General features: G+C 43.5%; 11 protein-coding genes and 1 pseudogene. 3 read left to right on the forward strand and 9 right to left on the reverse strand.

Annotated elements, in window-relative coordinates; translation table 11 throughout:
- Positions 1-48: 48 nt before the first annotated feature.
- From BV375_RS01400 to mnmH, 5 genes are all read right to left on the reverse strand, one after another.
- Positions 49-816, reverse strand: a complete 768-nt coding sequence (locus BV375_RS01400) for a CPBP family intramembrane glutamic endopeptidase (protein ID WP_086756481.1) — start codon at positions 814-816, stop codon at positions 49-51.
- 190 nt (positions 817-1006) lie between these two features.
- Positions 1007-2965, reverse strand: a complete 1959-nt coding sequence (locus BV375_RS01405; protein WP_086756483.1) for an FHA domain-containing protein — start codon at positions 2963-2965, stop codon at positions 1007-1009.
- A gap of 58 nt (positions 2966-3023) precedes the next feature.
- On the reverse strand, positions 3024-3623 hold the full coding sequence (locus tag BV375_RS01410; RefSeq protein ID WP_086756486.1) for an FHA domain-containing protein: 600 nt from the start codon (positions 3621-3623) through the stop codon (positions 3024-3026).
- Between the two features lie 127 nt (positions 3624-3750).
- On the reverse strand, positions 3751-4416 hold the full coding sequence (gene nfi / locus BV375_RS01415; protein ID WP_086756488.1) for a deoxyribonuclease V: 666 nt from the start codon (positions 4414-4416) through the stop codon (positions 3751-3753).
- Positions 4417-5019: 603 nt separating this feature from the next.
- Positions 5020-6087 (reverse strand): tRNA 2-selenouridine(34) synthase MnmH, encoded by a 1068-nt coding sequence (gene mnmH, locus BV375_RS01420; protein ID WP_086756490.1) that lies wholly within the window; start codon positions 6085-6087, stop codon positions 5020-5022.
- Between the two features lie 869 nt (positions 6088-6956).
- On the opposite strand from mnmH, the gene ptsP reads away from it, so the two are divergent.
- From ptsP to BV375_RS01435, 3 genes are all read left to right on the forward strand, one after another.
- Entirely contained in the window at positions 6957-9437 is a 2481-nt protein-coding gene (gene ptsP / locus BV375_RS01425; RefSeq protein WP_086756492.1) for a phosphoenolpyruvate--protein phosphotransferase, read from the forward strand.
- 154 nt (positions 9438-9591) lie between these two features.
- Positions 9592-10185: a CHAT domain-containing protein gene (locus BV375_RS01430; protein WP_086756496.1), complete on the forward strand. Its 594-nt coding sequence runs from the start codon at positions 9592-9594 to the stop codon at positions 10183-10185.
- A gap of 122 nt (positions 10186-10307) precedes the next feature.
- Entirely contained in the window at positions 10308-13577 is a 3270-nt protein-coding gene (locus BV375_RS01435; RefSeq protein ID WP_086756498.1) for an NB-ARC domain-containing protein, read from the forward strand.
- Positions 13578-14100: 523 nt separating this feature from the next.
- Here the strand turns inward: BV375_RS01435 and BV375_RS01440 are convergent.
- The 4 genes and pseudogenes from BV375_RS01440 to BV375_RS37925 form a co-directional block, all read right to left on the reverse strand.
- Complete coding sequence (locus tag BV375_RS01440; protein WP_086756500.1) at positions 14101-16209, reverse strand: M3 family metallopeptidase; 2109 nt, start codon at positions 16207-16209, stop codon at positions 14101-14103.
- Positions 16210-16504: 295 nt separating this feature from the next.
- Positions 16505-17041: a hypothetical protein gene (locus tag BV375_RS01445; RefSeq protein ID WP_143841940.1), complete on the reverse strand. Its 537-nt coding sequence runs from the start codon at positions 17039-17041 to the stop codon at positions 16505-16507.
- A gap of 617 nt (positions 17042-17658) precedes the next feature.
- A complete protein-coding gene (locus tag BV375_RS37920) occupies positions 17659-18441 on the reverse strand; it encodes a hypothetical protein (RefSeq protein WP_243713807.1) in 783 nt (260 codons plus the stop codon).
- A gap of 82 nt (positions 18442-18523) precedes the next feature.
- Positions 18524-19068 (reverse strand): annotated as a pseudogene (locus BV375_RS37925) (WD40 repeat domain-containing protein); the annotation flags it as partial.
- Positions 19069-19110 lie beyond the last annotated feature (42 nt).

Here is a 19110-nt window from a genome sequence, read left to right on the forward strand (position 1 = left end):
TTCTCCGTATTTACTTATCTTCACATAGTTTGGTTTTTTCGTGCCTACTTACTTAGAACGTAATTGTTCTAAAAGGTTCGCTGCTGAAGTAGTAGTTTTTGAACCACTGGATAACAACCCCATTCCTACTGCTAGGGAATTGTTGAACGCATGACAGGCGATCGGTACAATGAGCGTGCGGGTTTTGATATACAAAACCCCCATGATGATGCCAAAAAGCGTCAATCCTAAGACATTTGCATGTAAAATTCCAAACAATAGCCCAGAAACAACTAAGGCAGTTTGAATACCCCATTTGCTTGCCCAGCGTTGCAATATAATACCTCGAAAGAGAAATTCTTCGGTAATTGGCGCGACTACTATGTATACGATTGCTGCTAGCAGATTATAAAACGGTGGTGAAGTAGTGCGAGCAGATGGACTGGTGGCAACTTGGCGCATAACACTTTCTACAAAAGTAGGTGCTGCCAATGAGAGTAAATAAAATGACACCAAGTAGGCGCTGAGTGAAAACAGAATAATCAATAACACTAACCCGACCATCGGCAGCCATTTATGCCTGTTTGGTACTCGTCCGACTACATATTTCATGTCAATTCCAAAGCGGTCGAAGTCTTCTAGTGACCAAAGGCAAAGGAATCCAAAAATCAAAATATAGAGGATTAATGTTACGATTTGAGCGTTAAATTTGACACCAATAATTCCTTGAAGAACCCCTAAGGCAATACCAAAACCAAGTGATAATAGTAAACCCCGCACAAATAAATTACGAACTTTGAGCTTGAGGAATGGATTATGGGAATTCTCAGGTTTCATAAATTAATGGTGGGCGATCGCCTATAGTTTTGTTAGCTGTCACCAAAACAGTTCTCAGTCCTGAGCCACGAGTACTGAGTTATCAGTTAAACCACAAGCGCAAAACTCTGTAGTTTCAAGTCACTGTTAACTGACTACTGTGCAATGATTTCATCTCCATTTTTGTCCACTCAGCACTCAAAACTTGTCACTAAGTGGGAGGCTGATTAAATACCCACTTCAACCACTGGCTAAAAGAACTTAGGGTATTCAAACGCTGCACTCCAGGGGCACGGGTAGCAGCAAGTCCATCAACGGCGACTAATGCGGCATACTGTAAGCCGAAGAAACTATCAACTGCGGCATAAGGACCACCGAGAGTAATTGCCCCAGCAGCATACATTTGACCTTTAGTGTTACGCATTTCTACTAACTCAAAATTGTTCGCCACAACCAACCGCCCCAGGTGATTAAGTGGCAGATTGTAATGTTTCACCAAGTCATCTAAGAGGGGATTGGTCTGTACTTTGGCATCTAAGCCAGTGGCATCAACAATAAAGTCAGCCTCCAGTTTCATTTCTCCTAGTCCCTTTTCGCGGATATGGGTAATAGTTCGGTTTTGGCTACCCTGTTCCACACCCAGCACTTCACCAAAAGTAATTTGATACCAGCCTTCTCTTAAACCTTGTTCGGTAATATATTGCCAGTCGTGGCGATCGGCGGTAGTAGTGCCACCCCAGTCTGCTAGTAGGCTTTTGCGTTCATCGGGACTAGCTTTTTCTAGCATTACCCGCAATTCACCGCCCCAACAAGCTTTAGGCCAGTTAAAAGGCTGGAATTCGTAATGATTTTTCACTAACCGCGTGGCTTTTTGGAATTTGTTGCCTTGAGGTTTAGGCGATCGCATTAAGTGCAAAACTGTAATATTCCGATTTTTCTTGCGCGCTTCATAAATTCGCTGGACAATCCGCGAAGCCACAATTCCCCGCCCTCGCAGTAACACAGTACCACCCTGTTGCTCTAGCTGCTGATAAACATGATCGTGTTCCTCATAAGCATTCACAACAGCTTTAAAGTCTTGATATTTTTCTCTATAAGCTTGTAAATCTGGCAAAAACTGAATGGCTGGATAGCCTGTTGCCAAGTGCAAATAACGTGTAATTAAAAAAGCATAATTTCTCGGACCGCGAGAATAGGCTACACAATATCTCCCATCCTCAGTTTTGCGAATTGCCCTAACTCGTCCATAACGATATATTTGTTGCCAGCCAATACGCTTTCCTTCCCGGTCAATAGAATTAAAAACATTACCTGCACGGGGAGTATAAGTATCTACAAAAGTTGGTTCAGCAAACACTTGCCATAAATATCTAAATGCTGAGTTGGGCTTACCTTGAGTAAAGTCATGCCAAGCTTCTCTTAAAGCATAGCTAGGCCAGCCCCAAATGTTGTCAGGACAGGAGTCAGAATTAGACCTTAATCTTTCATATAAAGGAATTTGCGAATTCAAACAGAGGCGCTTATAACGCGCGTAAGGCTCTGCTTCTAATCCCAAAGCCACAATTTTGTCAGCACGAACACCGCTAAGTCGCAGTAAATCTGTCCAGATAAAGCTACCCAGCCCTGCCCCAACTGCGAGATAATCACATTCATCCACAGGCAAGCCTGTAGCGTGAAGCGCTTGCACAACTACCTGCTGTAGCTGAAATGCTGGTGGCGGAAAATTGCTACCGACTGGTGTTACAGCTGGAGCAGCAGGCAAACTAGGATCTGGGAGATTGGTATTGGGATTAAAGTGAATTGTTGAAGGAGGGCTAGTAACTGGTGCAGGTGCATTGATACTAAAGGTGACTGCGATCATATAGGGACCAATTTGTACCGTGTCACCGTTAGCTAAAACGCTGCGTGTTTGTCGTTGTCCGTTGACAAATACACCGTTGACACTACCTTGATCGCTCACTACTAGCTGGTTTTGTTCCCAATCAATCAGAGCATGGTAGCGAGAAACTTCATTACTATTGAGCAGCATCCGCGTGACACGCTCTCCTCTCAGTTCGCTTGGTAAGCGCGCAAATTCTCGACCAAAGGCAATGGGTACACTCAACCTTGGTTCTCGTCGTTCTCCCGTAGCTGGATCATCCCAACTCAATTGAATTTGTAAGTTTGTCATTTGTCATTGGTCATTGGTCATTGGTTATTTGTCCCCCCACACTTCCTTCCTCATCCCTTCAATGATTAGGTGCAACCAGCACACTAACGGCTGCGGCTAAGGATGTTCCACACCAAGGACAGCCAACTTGCAGATTCTCAGGGGGGGAGACTTTATGACATTTGGGGCACTCTAAGCCATAAATTCCTGGCGGTAGTGCAGCGGGTGTTGGTGGATGTTGGTGATGTCTAATTTGCACCTGTGGCTGCTGGTTGATTGGTGGTCTGGTGGGATGGATGCTTCCTATTGGTGGGATTGGTGGTGTCAAAATTGTTGCTGGAATACTGTTAATGGAAACAGCAGTGATTTTGACTTCCATTTGCCCTAAATGGATAATGCTGCCTTCTCTTAACGGTAATTCACCTTGGACTAGTTGTTGTCTATCAACTAATGGGGGATTTTGCGATCGCAGGTTTCGGATATAAAAGCTTTGCTGCTGGGGGTGAAAAAAGATTTCTACGTGCAGCCCAGATACGGTTGGGTTACTGACAACAATGTCGCACCGGAGTGGATCTCGACCGATGCGGACAGTGCCAGGATTTTTGCTTGGTTGTTGTTCGTAAATGTTCTGAGTTCTATCTTGCCCTGCATCGTGCCACTGTAAAGTTAGTGCATTCATCGTTCTAACTTAGTAACTTTTATTTAGTTACTTCAACTCCTTTCTGTGCGATTCCTAACACGATTGGGCAGGAGCAAGCAAGTGTTTAGAAAAATCTTCAAACAAAAAAATATATCTCATCTTCTTTTTATCTCGAAGATGCTAACTTATCTGCAATCCGTGTAGTTTCTGGCAGTCTATATTTAGTTGTGCAACGCAATACGTAGTCAATTGCTGTAGGTAAACTAACTCGATGACCACTAGAAATATACAACGGCTTGACTCCTGTGCGCGTGCGTAAAACTGCACCAATTGTTTCACCCTTATGTATTAGCGGTTGGTAACTACCTTTTGCTTCTGGTACTTCGTCATACTTGCCAATTAGTAAGGATTTTGCTACCCCGATTGTTGGTATATCTATAAGCAACCCTAGATGGCTAGCTATGCCAAGTCTGCGGGGATGGGCGATTCCTTGACCATCACACAGAATCAGGTTGGGCATGATTGTAACTTTTTCTAGAGCATCAAGTACAGCTGGGATTTCTCGAAATGAGAGGAAGCCCGGAATATAAGGAAAAGTGGTAGGACGGCGCGCTAGGGTAGTCTCAACTACTTGCAAGTGGGGGAAACTCAGAACGGCGACTGCTGCACGGCTAATCGTACCATCAGCTTCAAAGCCCATGTCCACTCCCGCAACATATTGGACAGGTTCTTGCAGTTGATCTTGTGTAATTATCTGATTTCGCAATTTTTCTTGGATTGCGATCGCTTCTTCTAGGTTATGGGGCCACGCATGTTCTTGATAAATCTTCATATTTAAGCTTTGACTTAATAAAATTCCAAGGCTTTATCGCCCAAAATCTCTATTAGCAATAGTGTATATACATGTTGTCAGTAATTTATTTTTTTGTAACCTTTTGCTAAAGTTAAAATGCCACCATTATGGGAAAATGTGCTATTTTTCTCACATTATTTCTTACTATTACCTTTTTCCTATGTTCCCCTTTCCCTCTGCCAAACTGCTAATTTAGCATAACAAGTTAGGTATAGCCAAAATCACTACCGAACTCGCTGCCAACTAGCGTAGTAATCCAATAAAACCAAATAAGATTTCTTCACAAGTTGGCGATTAGTAACAAATTATTATCAGGATTATGACTCCTGCTATATCTAAAGTTATGAAAGCAGCAACGTCTAAAAAAAATATTTGAAAAAATCATTATAAAGATAACGGAAATTAAAAAATAAATTGATAATTATCTAAAAACCAGTATGTTAGCTTATGGTTTGATATAAAATGATATTTTTCTATTATAATTTTAGTTTTCTTCAGCGTTTAGCCAAGCTATTGAATCTAAATAAATCGGGTGGATGATTATTATGGCAACCATCCATTACACTATCCGTTAACATATTCTCATTTTAGGGATACATAATTTGGTAGTAAAGAATCTAACAAAGCATCAATGCTACTATCAGAGAAATCTGAAATATGTAATACCCTTTCAGCTTTATTAAAGTAGCTCTTAATTGAGCGTTTATATATTGGATCGTAATAACAATCCAATAAATCTTGTACTAATGTTTCCCAAGCTCCAGTATCAATGAACTGATACCACTGACTTAATTTTTCCCAACCACAGCGATATTTAAGTTTCTCCAGTTTCTGTTTTAAGATATCGGGATGAGCCACTAAATGAGTATATTCTTGTAAAAGAAACTGGACTCTAGCTGCTATTGGTAGTTGAATTTCTACACAACTAGCCTGTCTCATCTTATTCCATAAAGACTGAGGCAAATAGACTCGCCCAATTTTGCTACTTTCAGATTCTATCCACACTGGTTGATGAGGAGCGAAACTTTGCAGTTTTTGTAATAGCAGAGTTTCAAAGTATTTTTGTGAGGGTTGGTATGAAAGGTTTCCTTGCAATTCTCCACCCAACAGAGAACCGCGATGATTCGCTAAGCTTTCCAAGTCTAAAACTTGAGCGTCACGCTGACCGATCTTATCTAAAATGTAAGTCTTACCACTGCCAGTTAAACCGCACAACATCCGATATGTAAATTTTTCTGGCAGGTTTTCTAGCTGCTGGCGTACATAAGCACGATAAGTCTTGTATCCGCCATCAATGACAGTGACTCGCCAACCAATCTGCGTCAGCACCAAAGCCATGCTACCTGAACGCTGCCCACCCCGCCAGCAGTAAATTAAAGGACGGTAGTCTTTATCTTTAGCGGCAAAATGTTGACTGAGATGCTGGTAGATATTTCTAGATACTAAAGCAGCACCAATTTTTCGGGCAGTGAAGGGGCAAACTTGTTTATAAATTGTTCCGACTTCAGCGCGTTCGGCATCATTCAAGACTGGTAAATTAATCGCACCAGGGATGTGATCTTCTATAAATTCGCTAGGCGAACGAACATCAATGATTTCACTGTAATTTTCAGCCCAGGGCTGCCGGGTATATGTAACTAAGGGTGACATAACCTTAAAATTCTCACTTGATTAATTTTGACACTTCCACAACTTTAGTGGTGAGATTTTATAATTAGGTGAATTTAAATAAATCTATGTAAACTGTCAAGAAAACACCCGCAAGTCAAAGGTGTTGGTTTATCTAAAGGTGTCCTCGGAATCAGGACAACTATAGCACTCATATTTGATTTATGAACTTAACTCTTGGAATTTGGCAATAGACATACATTGTTCACGCATAATTTAGGATTGCTATATCAGAGTAAAAATCAGCAGCCATATTGATTGATAAGCTGAATAAAAGTCTCAAAAATCAGTATTTGAAATAAAGTATCTAAATTTTACTGGGAAAGCTGAAATGTTATGGCTATCGGTGGAGCCTATGTTACGCTAGCCTCTTAGAATTTACTAGCAGCATTCAAACAGCTTGAGAAATTCTAGTAACAAAAGTCATTTTATTGGTAGTCGGGCGATCGCAGTAACAGGGGTCAGACCAATTCTGTAAATCCCAATCATAAGTTATTCATTAATATAGTAATCCGATTTGATTTATGAACTTACTCAATCAATATAGGAAACGGGGAACAAGAAACAAGGAAATTACAAGAGTAGTACCACTTTGCGGAATTCAAAATTAAAAAAGTCTTCCTAATTGTATAGTACATAAATACTATAATAAAGGGTTTTGAGCAACTGCGATTGCAATTTTTATTCTTAATCTTGAGAATTTCTTTAATTGTCTCATTCACGACAGAATCCGACTTGTCCATAGCAATATTGCAATTTTGAAATCAAGGCTGTTTTTAGTGGTACAAAATGGAAGAATGAACTGCTAAATAGCTCAGCAATAGCCTCTCAACAGAGTTGATGGTGCTGCCGTGATCGGAATTGTTATTGTTTCTCACAGTAAACAACTAGCGCTTGGTGTACAAGAACTTGCAATGCAAATGGTTCAGGGTAAAGTCTCCCTGGCTGTTGCAGCAGGGATTGAAGATCCTGAAAATCCATTCGGTACAGATCCAATGCAGGTTTATGAGGCGATCGCCTCTATCTTCAGTAATGATGGTGTTCTGGTGTTAATGGATCTGGGTAGTGCGTTGATGAGTGCAGAAATGGCATTAGAGTTCCTTTCGCTAGAACAAAGGGAAAAAGTTCATTTATGTGAAGCACCTCTGGTAGAAGGTGCGATCGCAGCTGTAGTTGCAGCCGCAGCAGGTCATAATATTCAGCAAGTCATAGCGGAAGCACGGTCGGCATTAGTTGCAAAAGCTACTTTACTAGGAATAGACAACAGTCCACCATCAGTTACTTCCTCAACTCATCCTGAATCATCAACCAAAGAAATTCGGCTAACTGTTAGCAACCGCCTAGGATTACACGCTCGTCCTGCGGCTCAATTTGTCACCACAGCCGCTAAATTTCAATCCCAAATACAGGTACAGAATATTACCAAAAGTACAAATAAAGTCCGGGGTGACAGTATTAACCAAGTAGCAACTTTAGGAGTACGTCAAGGACACGAGTTAATAATTACTGCTACTGGTGCTGATGCCGATCAAGCGTTGGCTGCTTTGGAGGCATTAATCGCCAATAATTTTGGCGAAGATGATTCTATTTTAGAATTACAACCAGCCATAGAGAACCTTACTCCAGCTACTCATGGCGAACTTTCAGGAATTGCAGCTTCCCCAGGAGTTGCGATCGCACCTGTGGTTCATTATCAACCTGCTGCTGTTATGCCTACAGAATATCACGTAGAAAGTATTGAATCTGAGTGGCAACGTTTACAAACAGCGATAGAAACCGCCAGACAGCAAATTCAGACATTATTTTCGCAAGCATCTATTCAAATTGGTGATGCGGAAGCCGCGATTTTTGTTGCCCATCTACTGTTTTTAGAAGATCCTGTACTGCTAGAAGCAGTTCGCCAGCGCATTTACGAACACCATCTCAATGCAGAAGTCGCTTGGCAAGCTGTTGTGGATGAGGTGGCGTCTAGCTACCACAAATTAGAAGATGCTTACCTGCAAGAAAGAGTAGAGGATGTTGTCGATGTCGGACAACGGGTGCTGCGCTTGCTAACGGGAACATCAGCAAATTCCTTGGAACTAACTGAACCAGCTATTTTAGTGGCGACTGATTTAACTCCCTCGGACACGATTGGGTTAGATCCCAGCAAAGTCTTAGGTATTTGTACAACCTCCGGTAGTGCCACATCTCACAGTGCAATTATTGCCCGGACATTAGGGATTCCTGCCGTCTTGGGCATAGATGCTGGGATATTGTATCTCGAAGATGGAACGATAATGGCACTCGATGGTGAGAGTGGTAAAGCTTGGGTACAACCAGAAGCAGATACTTTGACTGTCTTGGAAGCCAAGCGAGAAGCGTGGCAAACTACTCAACAGGAAGCACTAGCCAAAGCACATCAACCAGCAATTACCCGTGATGGTCGGCAAGTAAATGTGTTTGCCAATATCGGTAGCATAGCTGATGTTCAATTGGCTTTAGCTAGTGGTGCAGAAGGAGTAGGACTACTGCGTACAGAGTTCCTTTATATAGGTAAGACAAGTGCTCCGACGGAAGAGGAGCAATTAGAAGTATACCAGGCGATCGCACAAGTTTTAGATCAACAGCCGTTAATTATCCGTACCTTAGATGTCGGTGGTGATAAGCCACTGCCTTATATCAAGCCAGGAGTTCCAGAAACTAACCCCTTCCTCGGCTGTCGCGGAATTCGCTTCTGTTTGGAACATCCAGACTTATTCAAAAGGCAGTTGCGGGCGATTTTAAGAGCTAGCACCGGACACAATATTAAGATTATGTTGCCGATGATTGCCACTATCACCGAGGTACGGGCAGCTAAGGCGATTTTAAATGAAGCACAAGGGGAACTTAGCCAAGCTGGTATTCCTTTTGATGCAGCGATGGAAGTAGGGATTATGGTCGAAGTGCCATCAGCCGTGGTGATCGCTGATCAATTAGCAGCTGAAGTAGACTTCTTTAGTATCGGCACAAATGACCTTAGCCAGTATGTCATGGCAGGCGATCGCAATAACCCCAAAGTCGCAAATTTAACAGATGCATTGCATCCAGCAGTGTTGCGGATGGTACAACAAACAGTCCAAGCCGGTCATGCGGCGGGTATTTGGGTAGGATTATGTGGCGAACTTGCAGCCGATTCCGCAGCTACGGCGATTTTATTGGGTTTGGGATTGGATGAATTGAGCGTCAATCCCCAAGCGATACCGATCTTGAAACAAGCGATCGCCCAATTAAGTATAGGTGAGTGTGAGGCGATCGTGGCTTCGGCATTACAACTAGATTCCGCCGAACAAGTCAGACAACTGACTGCATAATTCAAACTCGGCGTCCTCTGCGTCTCGGCGGTTAGTTTTTTATCTCACGCAGAGGCGCAGAGACGCAAAGAAGAAAGCCAAACATTATTTTCTCATTTCTCCTACCCCAATCCCCGCCATGTATACTTAAAAACAGCAACTCCCAACGCTGGCAATGACCATTAAACCCCAGAAAATCCTGATATTAGCTGCTAATCCCAAGCTAACGGCACGATTGCGCCTCGATGAAGAATTGCGTGATATTAAGGAAGGTTTGCAAAGGTCGCTAAATCGGGAGAACTTTGACCTGCGGTATGATTTGGCAGTCCGTCCGAGGGATATTCGCCGCGCTATTTTGGATTATCGACCAAATATTATCCACTTTTCTGGACATGGTGCAGGGATACAAGGATTAGCTTTTGAGGATGAAACAGGAAAAGAACAGCTAGTTACCGGAGAAGCATTAGCTGGGCTGTTTGGACAGTTTTCTAATCAAGTAGAATGTGTGCTGTTGAATGCTTGTTACTCCGAAATCCAAGCAGATGCGATCGCCCAACAGATTAATTATGTAATTGGGATGAACGATCAAATCCAAGACAAAGCCGCGATTGAATTTGTTGTGGGATTTTACGATGCGCTTCTAGCTTACAATCCCGAATATGATTCTGGTTCGCCTGTGGAGTTTGCTTTTAATATTGCGCGGAGTGCGATCGCGTTAGCTGGCGTATCTGGCGAGTCGATTCCTGAACTTAAAAAAAAACTAATTTAACTCCCCATCACGTTCCTTTAGGAAATCTTACCAATGTCCCAGAGTTACCACCGCACTTCTTACCCCGGCTGGAAGAACTTGCACCCTTAAAACGCAAAGTATTATCGCTAACAAAACAATCTGTGGGTATTACAGGCAAAAGTCGACGTGTCGGTGTGCAAGGAATGGGCGGAATTGGCAAAACAGTCTTAGCTACAGCCTTAGCGCGGGATGATGAAGTTAGAAAGGCGTTTCCGGATGGGGTGTTTTGGGTAACATTTGGACAAACGCCCCAGATTTTAACTTGGCAATCCTATCTTGCCTCTGCGTTGGGCGACAAGCAAGCGGCTTTTACCGAGATTGGATTGGCAAAAGCGCGGTTGCGGGAGTTGTTTGCCGAGAAAGCTTGCTTGCTGATTTTGGATGATATTTGGCGTTTGGATGATGCGACACCGTTTGATGTGTTAGGAGAACGCTGTCAAATGTTAGTTACCAGCCGTGATGCAGCGATAATTACGGGGTTGGGAGGGGAAGAATATCAGCTTGCTGTTTTAGATGCACAACAGGCGTTAGCACTTTTGGCAGATTGGGCAAATCAACCGCAGATATTGCACCCCACCTCGCAAAATGATATCGCCTTGCAGGTAGCGCGGGAATGTGGGTATTTACCTTTAGCATTGGCAATGGTGGGCGCGATGATGCGCTCTAAACCGCCAAATCGCTGGCAGAATATTTTAGAAAAACTGCGGAGTGCTGATTTAGAGAAAATCAAACAACAGTTTCCCGATTATCCTTATCCCGATTTACTCAAGGCAATTGCTGTTAGTGTGGAGGCTTTGGATGAGAATTGCCGACAGCGATATTTAGATTTTGCGGTATTTCCTGAGGATACGCCCATACCCGAAGCTGTTTTGCAAACTTTTTGGCAACCCTTGGGGCTAGATGAGTTTGATACCCAAGATGTCATTGATGAATTGGTGAGTAAATCTCTGGCTTTGCGGGATGAAGCCGGAAATTTGCGGTTGCATGACTTGCAGTTTGATTATGTGAGGAAGCAGTATACGACCTCAGTAAAGGAAGGTGAGCGGATAGGGTTTTTACACAATCGCCTGTTAAATGCTTACAGCGAAAAATACCCAGGAGGCTGGCATAGTTTAAAAAATGACGGCTATATATTGCAAAATTTAGCCTCTCACTTGCTGGCGGGGGCAAGGGAAAGAGAATTACAACAACTGCTGTGTGATTTTCGCTGGTTGCAAGCGAAGTTGGAGAACACTGATATTAATGCTTTGCTAGCAGATTATGATTTTTTGTTGGAAGATGAGAATTTACAGTTAATTCAAGGTGCATTGCGGCTGTCAGCACATGTTTTAAATCAAGATAAACAGCAATTACCAGGGCAATTATTAGGGCGTTTGCTGGGTTTTGAGGGTTTAGAAATTCAGGCATTGTTAACCCAAGCGCAGCAAAGCAAAACTCCTTACCTGCTTCCGCAAACAGCAAGCTTAACTCCCCCTAGCGGCTCCTTAGTACGTACCCTAGTGGGTCATAGTGGCTGGGTAGTGGCAGTCGCTTTCACCCCAGATGGCAAGTACATGATTTCTGGTTCCGAGGACTCCACCTTGAAAGTCTGGAATTGGCAAATCGGTGAAGAACTGCGTACCCTGACGGGTTATAGTGGCAGGGGAAATAACGTCACCCTCACCCCAGATGGCAAGTACGTGATTTCTGGTTCCGAGGACTCCACCTTGAAAGTCTGGAATTGGCAAAACGGGGAAGAACTGCGTACCCTGGCGGGTCATAGTGACTGGGTATCTGCACTCGCCCCAGATGGCAAATATGTGATTTTTGCTTCCAGTGACTCCACCTTGAAAGTCTGGAATTGGCAAACCGGCGAACCACTGCGGACTTTCGTAGGTCATACTTCCTATGTATCTGCACTCGCCCTTACCCCAGATGGTAAGTACGTGATTTCTGCTTCCTATGACAACACCCTCAAAGTCTGGGATTGGCAAACTGGTGAACAACTGCGTACCCTAAAAGGTCATAGTGACTGGGTATATGCACTCGCCCTTACCCCAGATGGCAAATATGTGATTTCTGGTTCTCGAGACTCCACTCTGAAAGTTTGGAATTGGCAAACTGGCGAACAACTGCGTACCCTAAAAGGTCATAGTGACCCGGTATATGCACTCGCCCTTACCCCAGATGGCAAATATGTGATTTTTACTTCCGGTGACTCCACCTTGAAAATCTGGAATTGGCAAACTGGTGAACCACTGCGTACCCTAAAAGGTCATAGTGACTGGGTATATGCACTCGCCCTTACCCCAGATGGCAAGTATTTGATTTCTGGTTCTGGTGACCACACCCTAAAAGTCTGGAATTGGCAAATCGGCGAACCACTACGTACCCTGGCAGCTCATAGTGACGATGTAAATGTAGTTACTCTCACTCCAGATGGCAAGTATTTGATTTCTGGTTCCGGTGACCACACCCTAAAAGTTTGGAATTGGCAAACCGGCGAACCACTGCGTACCCTGGCAGCTCATAGTGACGATGTAAATGTAGTTACTGTCACTCCAGACGGCAAGTATTTGATTTCTGGTTCTCGAGACTCCACCCTCAAAGTCTGGAATTGGCAAACCGGCGAACCACTGCGGACTTTCGTAGGTCATACTAGCTGGGTAAAAGCGATCGCCCTTACCCCAGATGGCAAATATGTGATTTCTGGTTCTCAAGACTCCACCTTGAAAGTCTGGAATTGGCAAGCTTGGGAAGAACTACATACCCTGGAGAGTCATACTGGCTCGGTACAAGCACTTATCCTCACCCCAGATGGCAAATATGTGATTTCTGGTTCCTGTGACTCCACTCTGAAAGTTTGGAATTGGCAAACTGGCGAACTACTGCGTACCCTAAAAGGTCATAGTGACTATGTAAATGTAGTTGCCCTCACCCCAGATGGCAAGTATTTGATTTCTGTTTCTCGAGACTCCACCCTCAAAGTTTGGAATTGGCAAACTGGCAAACTACTACGGACTCTCGCAGGTTATGCTAGCTCGGTATATGCAGTCGCTCTGAGTGCTTATGGCAAGTATTTGATTTCTGCTTCTGATGACTTCACTCTGAAAGTATGGAATTGGCAAACTGGCGAACTACTGCGGACTCTTGAAGGTCATAGTAGCTGGGTATTTGCAGTCGCTCTGAGTGCTGATGGCAAATACGTGATTTCTGGTTCCTATGACAACACCCTCAAAGTCTGGGATTGGCAAACTGGCGAACTACTTGCCAGTTTCACAGGAGACAGTCCAATATATTGCTGTGCTGTTGCACCGGATGGTGTGAGAGTTGTTGCAGGGGATATGTCAGGACGGGTACATTTTTTGCGCTTGCAAGGCACAAAAGAGTAATTCGTAATTAAGTAGGTATATATAATTAATTACACAACGTCATTGCGAATGTAGCGAAGCGTAATGAAGCAATCGCAACGGTTGGGATTGCTTCGCTCTGCCCGCAATGACTGTAAATATTTTTGTTCATCTACTTAAGAAAGTCGGATTTATCTATGTTGCAAGGGTTGTCTCTGTAGCCAGTTGTGAAAAATGGGAATAATATCGAGTCCGGCTATATAATTTTCATGGCAAGCCTTGCAAAGCAATGCTCGAATTTTACGATCGCCTCTATTTATTCCATTCTACTCGCAATAATTTTTGATAAATAACTCATCGCCCGTGATAAAAGTGCGATCGCTTATTCTACTCTTCTACTCCATTCAACTAAGCTACCAAATTCTCTACATTGGTAAAATCTAACAGAGCTGCCGCTAAATCTTCTGATACCATTTTCGTCAAATTGACACGGCGACACGAAATTGGTCGCCGTTTTTCTGTGGCCTCTGCAAGCGTGCTCTACGCAGTTGATAACGGCTACTGATTATCTAGCTGTAGCTGCTAAACCATTGTGTCGCAGCAAAGGCGTGGTACTAGGTTCACGACCCCGGAAGGTTTTAAACACTTCCATTGGGTGTCTACTACCACCAAGCGCCAGGACTGTATCCCGGTAACGTCTACCCGTGATTTTGATAGCTTCTTCGTTTTCTAGTCCAGCTTCTTCAAAAGCAGCAAAAGCATCTGCACTTAAAACTTCAGCCCATTTGTAACTGTAGTAGCCGGCTGCATAACCACCGCCAAAAATATGTCCAAAAGCACATAAGAAAGCATCTTCTGGTAGCGGTGGTAAAACGGTAGTAGTTTTGGCAATACGAAGGCGAACATCCGCTGGAGTTTCATCACCACCAGGGCGATAGCGAGAGTGTAGTTCTAAATCCACAATGCTAAAGTGGAGTTGTCGCAACATCCCACTACCACTCATATAATTGCGCGCCGCTATCAGCTTTTGATAGTAATGTTCTGGCAAAGATTCACCAGTTTCGTAATGTTTAGCCATCCCAAACAAAGTGGGTCGTTCATAGCACCAGTTTTCCATGAACTGGCTGGGTAGTTCAACGGCATCCCATTCGACATTATTTATACCCGCTGCCCCTGTATAATCAACCTTTGTGAGCATGTGGTGCAAACCATGACCAAACTCGTGGAATAAGGTTTCTACTTCATTAAAAGTCATCAAGCTGGGCTTGCCATCAATTGGGGGAGTTTGATTACAAACCAAATATGCTACAGGTAAACGGATACTAGTTGCACCATTTTCACTAGTTTTGCCACGATGAATGCAGACATCCATCCAAGCACCACCGCGTTTTTCTGCTGGGCGACTGTAGGGGTCTAAGTAGAAGTAAGCGATAGGCGCACTTGTCTCATCAGCAATTTGAAAATAACGCACATCCTCATGCCATACTGGAGCTTGACCATCGGCAGGAGTAACGGTAACACCAAAAAGCCGTTTCACCAACCCAAATAAGCCATCTAGTACTTGGTGGAGAGGGAAGTAAGGACGTAATTCTTCAGCAGTGAAAGCAAACTTTTCTTCTCGCTGGCGTTCTGCCCAAAAACTAATATCCCAGTGTTTTAAATCCTCAGCCTCTTTTGCTTCCTTAGACAAAGCAAAAGCTTTGAGTGCTTCTAAATCTTTCACGGCTGCATCATAACTGACGCGACGCAGTTCTTCTAGTAAGGCTTCGACTGCTTCAACATTAGGAGCCATCTTACTAGCTAGGCTCAACTCAGCAAAATTTTGAAAGCCTAGTAAACTTGCCAGTTCTTGTCGCAATTCTAAAATGCGATTAATTAAGGGATTATTATCCAAATCTCCTGAAGCAGCACGACTGATGAAAGCTTTGTAGAGCTTTTCGCGTAAATCACGACGGGTGCTGTGCTGCATAAAAGGCCCGTAACTGGGAAAATCTAAAGTGATGAGCCAAGGGCCATTTTCTGGTGTAGCGTTTTCTTCTCCAGCAGCACGGGCAGCTTGTGCTGCTAGGCTGAGTAAGCTTGGCGGTAAGCCGTCGATTTCTTCTTTGCTGGTGAGGGTTAAGCTAAAGGCTTTGGTAGCATCTAGTACATGGTTAGAAAATTTGGTGGAAAGTTCTGCCAACTCCATTTGAATGGCGTTGAAACGTTCCCGTGCTTCCCCTTGTAAGCCCACACCAGAAAGTTCAGCATCCCGAATCGCAGCTTCTACAATTCTTTGCTGGGCTGCTTCTAAACTGTTCCATGCATCACTGCTACGAAGAGCCTTAAAAGCATTGTACACAGGTTGACTTTGACCAAGCTTGGTAATGAACTGCACTACTTCTGGTTGTACTGCTTCAAAAGCTTCACGAAGTTCGGGGCTATTCTTAACACCCATTAAATGGTTCACTATGCCCCAACTCCAAGACAACCGTTCTGTCAGTTTATCTAACGGTTCTACTAAACCACTCCAAGTAGGCTGTACATTAGCCTCTATAGTGGCAAGCTCTGCATCAAGTTCTGCTAGCAGCTGCTGAAAGGCTGGTACCACTTGCTCTGGTTTAACTTCTGTAAAGGGAGGTAAGCCAGCGCCTTTAAGTAGGGGATTCTGAGAAATAGTAACATTTGCATTCATGATTGTGTGTGAGCTGCCGATCGCTATGGGCAATAATGATTTTTGTTTGTATATCTTCTAATGTAGCGATCGCAGTGCGATTTCGGAGCTAGCACAAGATATCACTGACTTTATAGTTTAGTTAGAAGCGAATATAGAAAAGCGATCGCCACATTACTAAAGATTTTATTGCTCCGCTAGCTTAGCCAGGGATTGTCTATCCGTTTCTAGTAGCTGTCGGTCAATCAAACAGCTTGTAGGATAAGCATCAATACCACTTTTAAGCCCAAAGGCGTCACTTGTAGAGAGACGACGCCTATTTCAAATCTTTGTTTGACGGCTTATTACTACTAGTAGGATAGAGGTCGTTTTGAGTAAGACGCCAGTTTAGAAGCTGGTCAATAAGTTGATTTTGATGTTTGGCATTGTGTTCAATGACTTCAAAAGCTTTAAGTGTGGTGCTTTTGTCTAGCCGACCCAAACGAAAAAGATAAGTCCAGCACAGTATGCTGTTGAGAGCGAACCTAATATCAACACATAAAGGCGACTTAAATTCTTCAAATCGCTGGTTAATGTCAGCTACGTTCGGTAACTGGCTAGTAACTTCTGAAGTGAGATGCCAGTCTAGTAGTTTGTCAAGCAGTAGACTTTGATGTTTAGCATTGTGTTCAATGACTTCAAACGCCTGAACTGTGGTGCTGTGGTCAAGCCGACCCAGTCGCAAAAGATGAGTCCAACAAAGTATGTTGTTCAGCGCGAATCTGAACTCACCACACAGAGGAGATTTAAATTCATTAAATCGCTGGATCAGAGAATCTGTCTGCATCTTAGGGCTGATCGTATTGCTGCTCATAATGGCATTTTTAGAAGTAAGCGGCAATTAACGGTTTTATTCGGTATTTACCGGAATCTTTTTTTAGTTTACAAGCCTTTGAGCTTAACTTTCTATTCCTCTAAGCAGATTTGTCGAGTATCTTGAGAAATAATGATAAAGCAAAAAATTTAACCACCTTCCTAAAACCCTAGGATTTTGGAAATTTACCCATTTATCTTGATTAGCAAGAAAGTAAAGCTTGAGACAAATTTTGAAATCTTGGAGATGAATAAATTAGTAAGTAATTATATATACCTTATTTTATATTTCTTCCTTATATTCCTCAATCTAAGGCTATGGGTAATATCATGTCCGGCTAATAACTTACGATTAAGCTCCAATTAGAATCTACTAATGAAAGCAGTTAAATTCCGCATCAAATCTTGGTGTTAAGTAAAGATTGGTAGCTGCTTCCCCGCTTTGCGTCTACGCAGTTTATAGAAGAGCGATCGCACTTTGGTTTCTGCCAAGATGGAGTTAACATTAAATCAAGACTCGCCGCAATCGCAATATTTAAATACAAAAAGTATAGGGCTAACCGTCATCCCCACATCACGCATTAACCAACAATCTCATTCATTCGCTAAGGCTCAAGTTTACTCATTCTGCAAGCGCTTCAGCTCATCATCTGTAATGGGATTCTTACCAGCTTTGAGGTCTTTTATCCAGCGTTGCCGTCTAGCTCTGATATCTTTATCTTCAATCTGGGCGATGTAGGCTTCAAAGTCGGAAATTGCCCCTTGATAGTCGCCTGTTAATGCGCGCGCCAAGCCACGGCGATCGCGAATATAGCCATTATCAGGTGCAAGCTTTACGGATTGGTTACAGGCAAACATAACATCGGCGGCTTGTTTATGCAAACTACCTTGGCTGCATAGTATGTTCCAAGAATCAGCAGAAATTTCAATTTTTGGATCTAACTTTTGAGCATCTGCGTAAGCTGCTATTGCTTCCTTGACCTTACCCTCTTGCACAATTTTCTCTCCTTCTGCAAGCTGGCGTTTAGCTTTGCCTTTATTGGCAAACTCTTGTGCTTTCACCTGGGGGTCAAATTTTAAACTACTATCCCATTGCTGTGCTTTGCGGAACTTATCAATAGCTGCATCAATATCATCATCGTTTTGGGCTAGCTTCTCACCTTGAATTACCAGCACAGTAGCCCCTTGCAGCAACCGAGATGGAGTTTGGCAGGTTGGCAAATCTGCTAAAACCTCCGGATGGGCAATTAGGTAATAATTCAGCAATTCACAACCACTGCGTAATAAATTATTAAAATCTAAATCCCAGATTTTGATTGTTTTGTCAGCACTGCCAGAAGCCAACTTTTGCCCATCGTTGCTGAAGGCGACGCTCTTGACCGCACTGCTATGCCCACTCAAGGTGGTGATGGCTTTGCCTGTGGTGATATCCCAGATTTTGATCGTCTTGTCATCACTGGCAGAAGCCAACTTTTGCCCATCGTTGCTGAAGACGACGCTATTGACCATACTGCTATGCCCACTCAAGGTCTTGATAACTTTGCCTGTGGCGATATCCCAGATTTTGATTGTGTTGTCATTACTGCCAGAAGCCAACTTTTGCCCATCACTGCTGAAGGCGACGCTATTGACCATACTGCTATGCCCACTCAAGGTCTTGATAACTTTGCCTGTGGCGATATCCCAGATTTTGATCGTGTTGTCAACACTGCTAGAAGCCAACTTTTGCCCATCACTGCTGAAGGCGACGCTATTGACCGGAATGTGCCTATTCAAGATGGCGAGCGCTTTGCCTGTGGTGATATCCCAGATTTTGATCGTCTTGTCATCACTACCAGAAGCCAACTTTTGCCCATCAGGACTGAAGGCGACGCTCGTGACCCAACTGTTATGCCCATTCAAGGTGGCGAGCGCTTTGCCTGTGGCGATATCCCAGATTTTGATCGTGTTGTCAGTACTGCCAGAAGCCAACTTTTGCCCATCACTGCTGAAGGCGACGCTCTTGACCTCACTGCTATGCCCATTCAAGGTGGCGAGCGCTTTGCCTGTGGCGATATCCCAGATTTTGAT

Origin of the sequence: Nostoc sp. 106C, from assembly GCF_002154725.1 — a bacterium.
Classification (GTDB): domain Bacteria; phylum Cyanobacteriota; class Cyanobacteriia; order Cyanobacteriales; family Nostocaceae; genus Aulosira.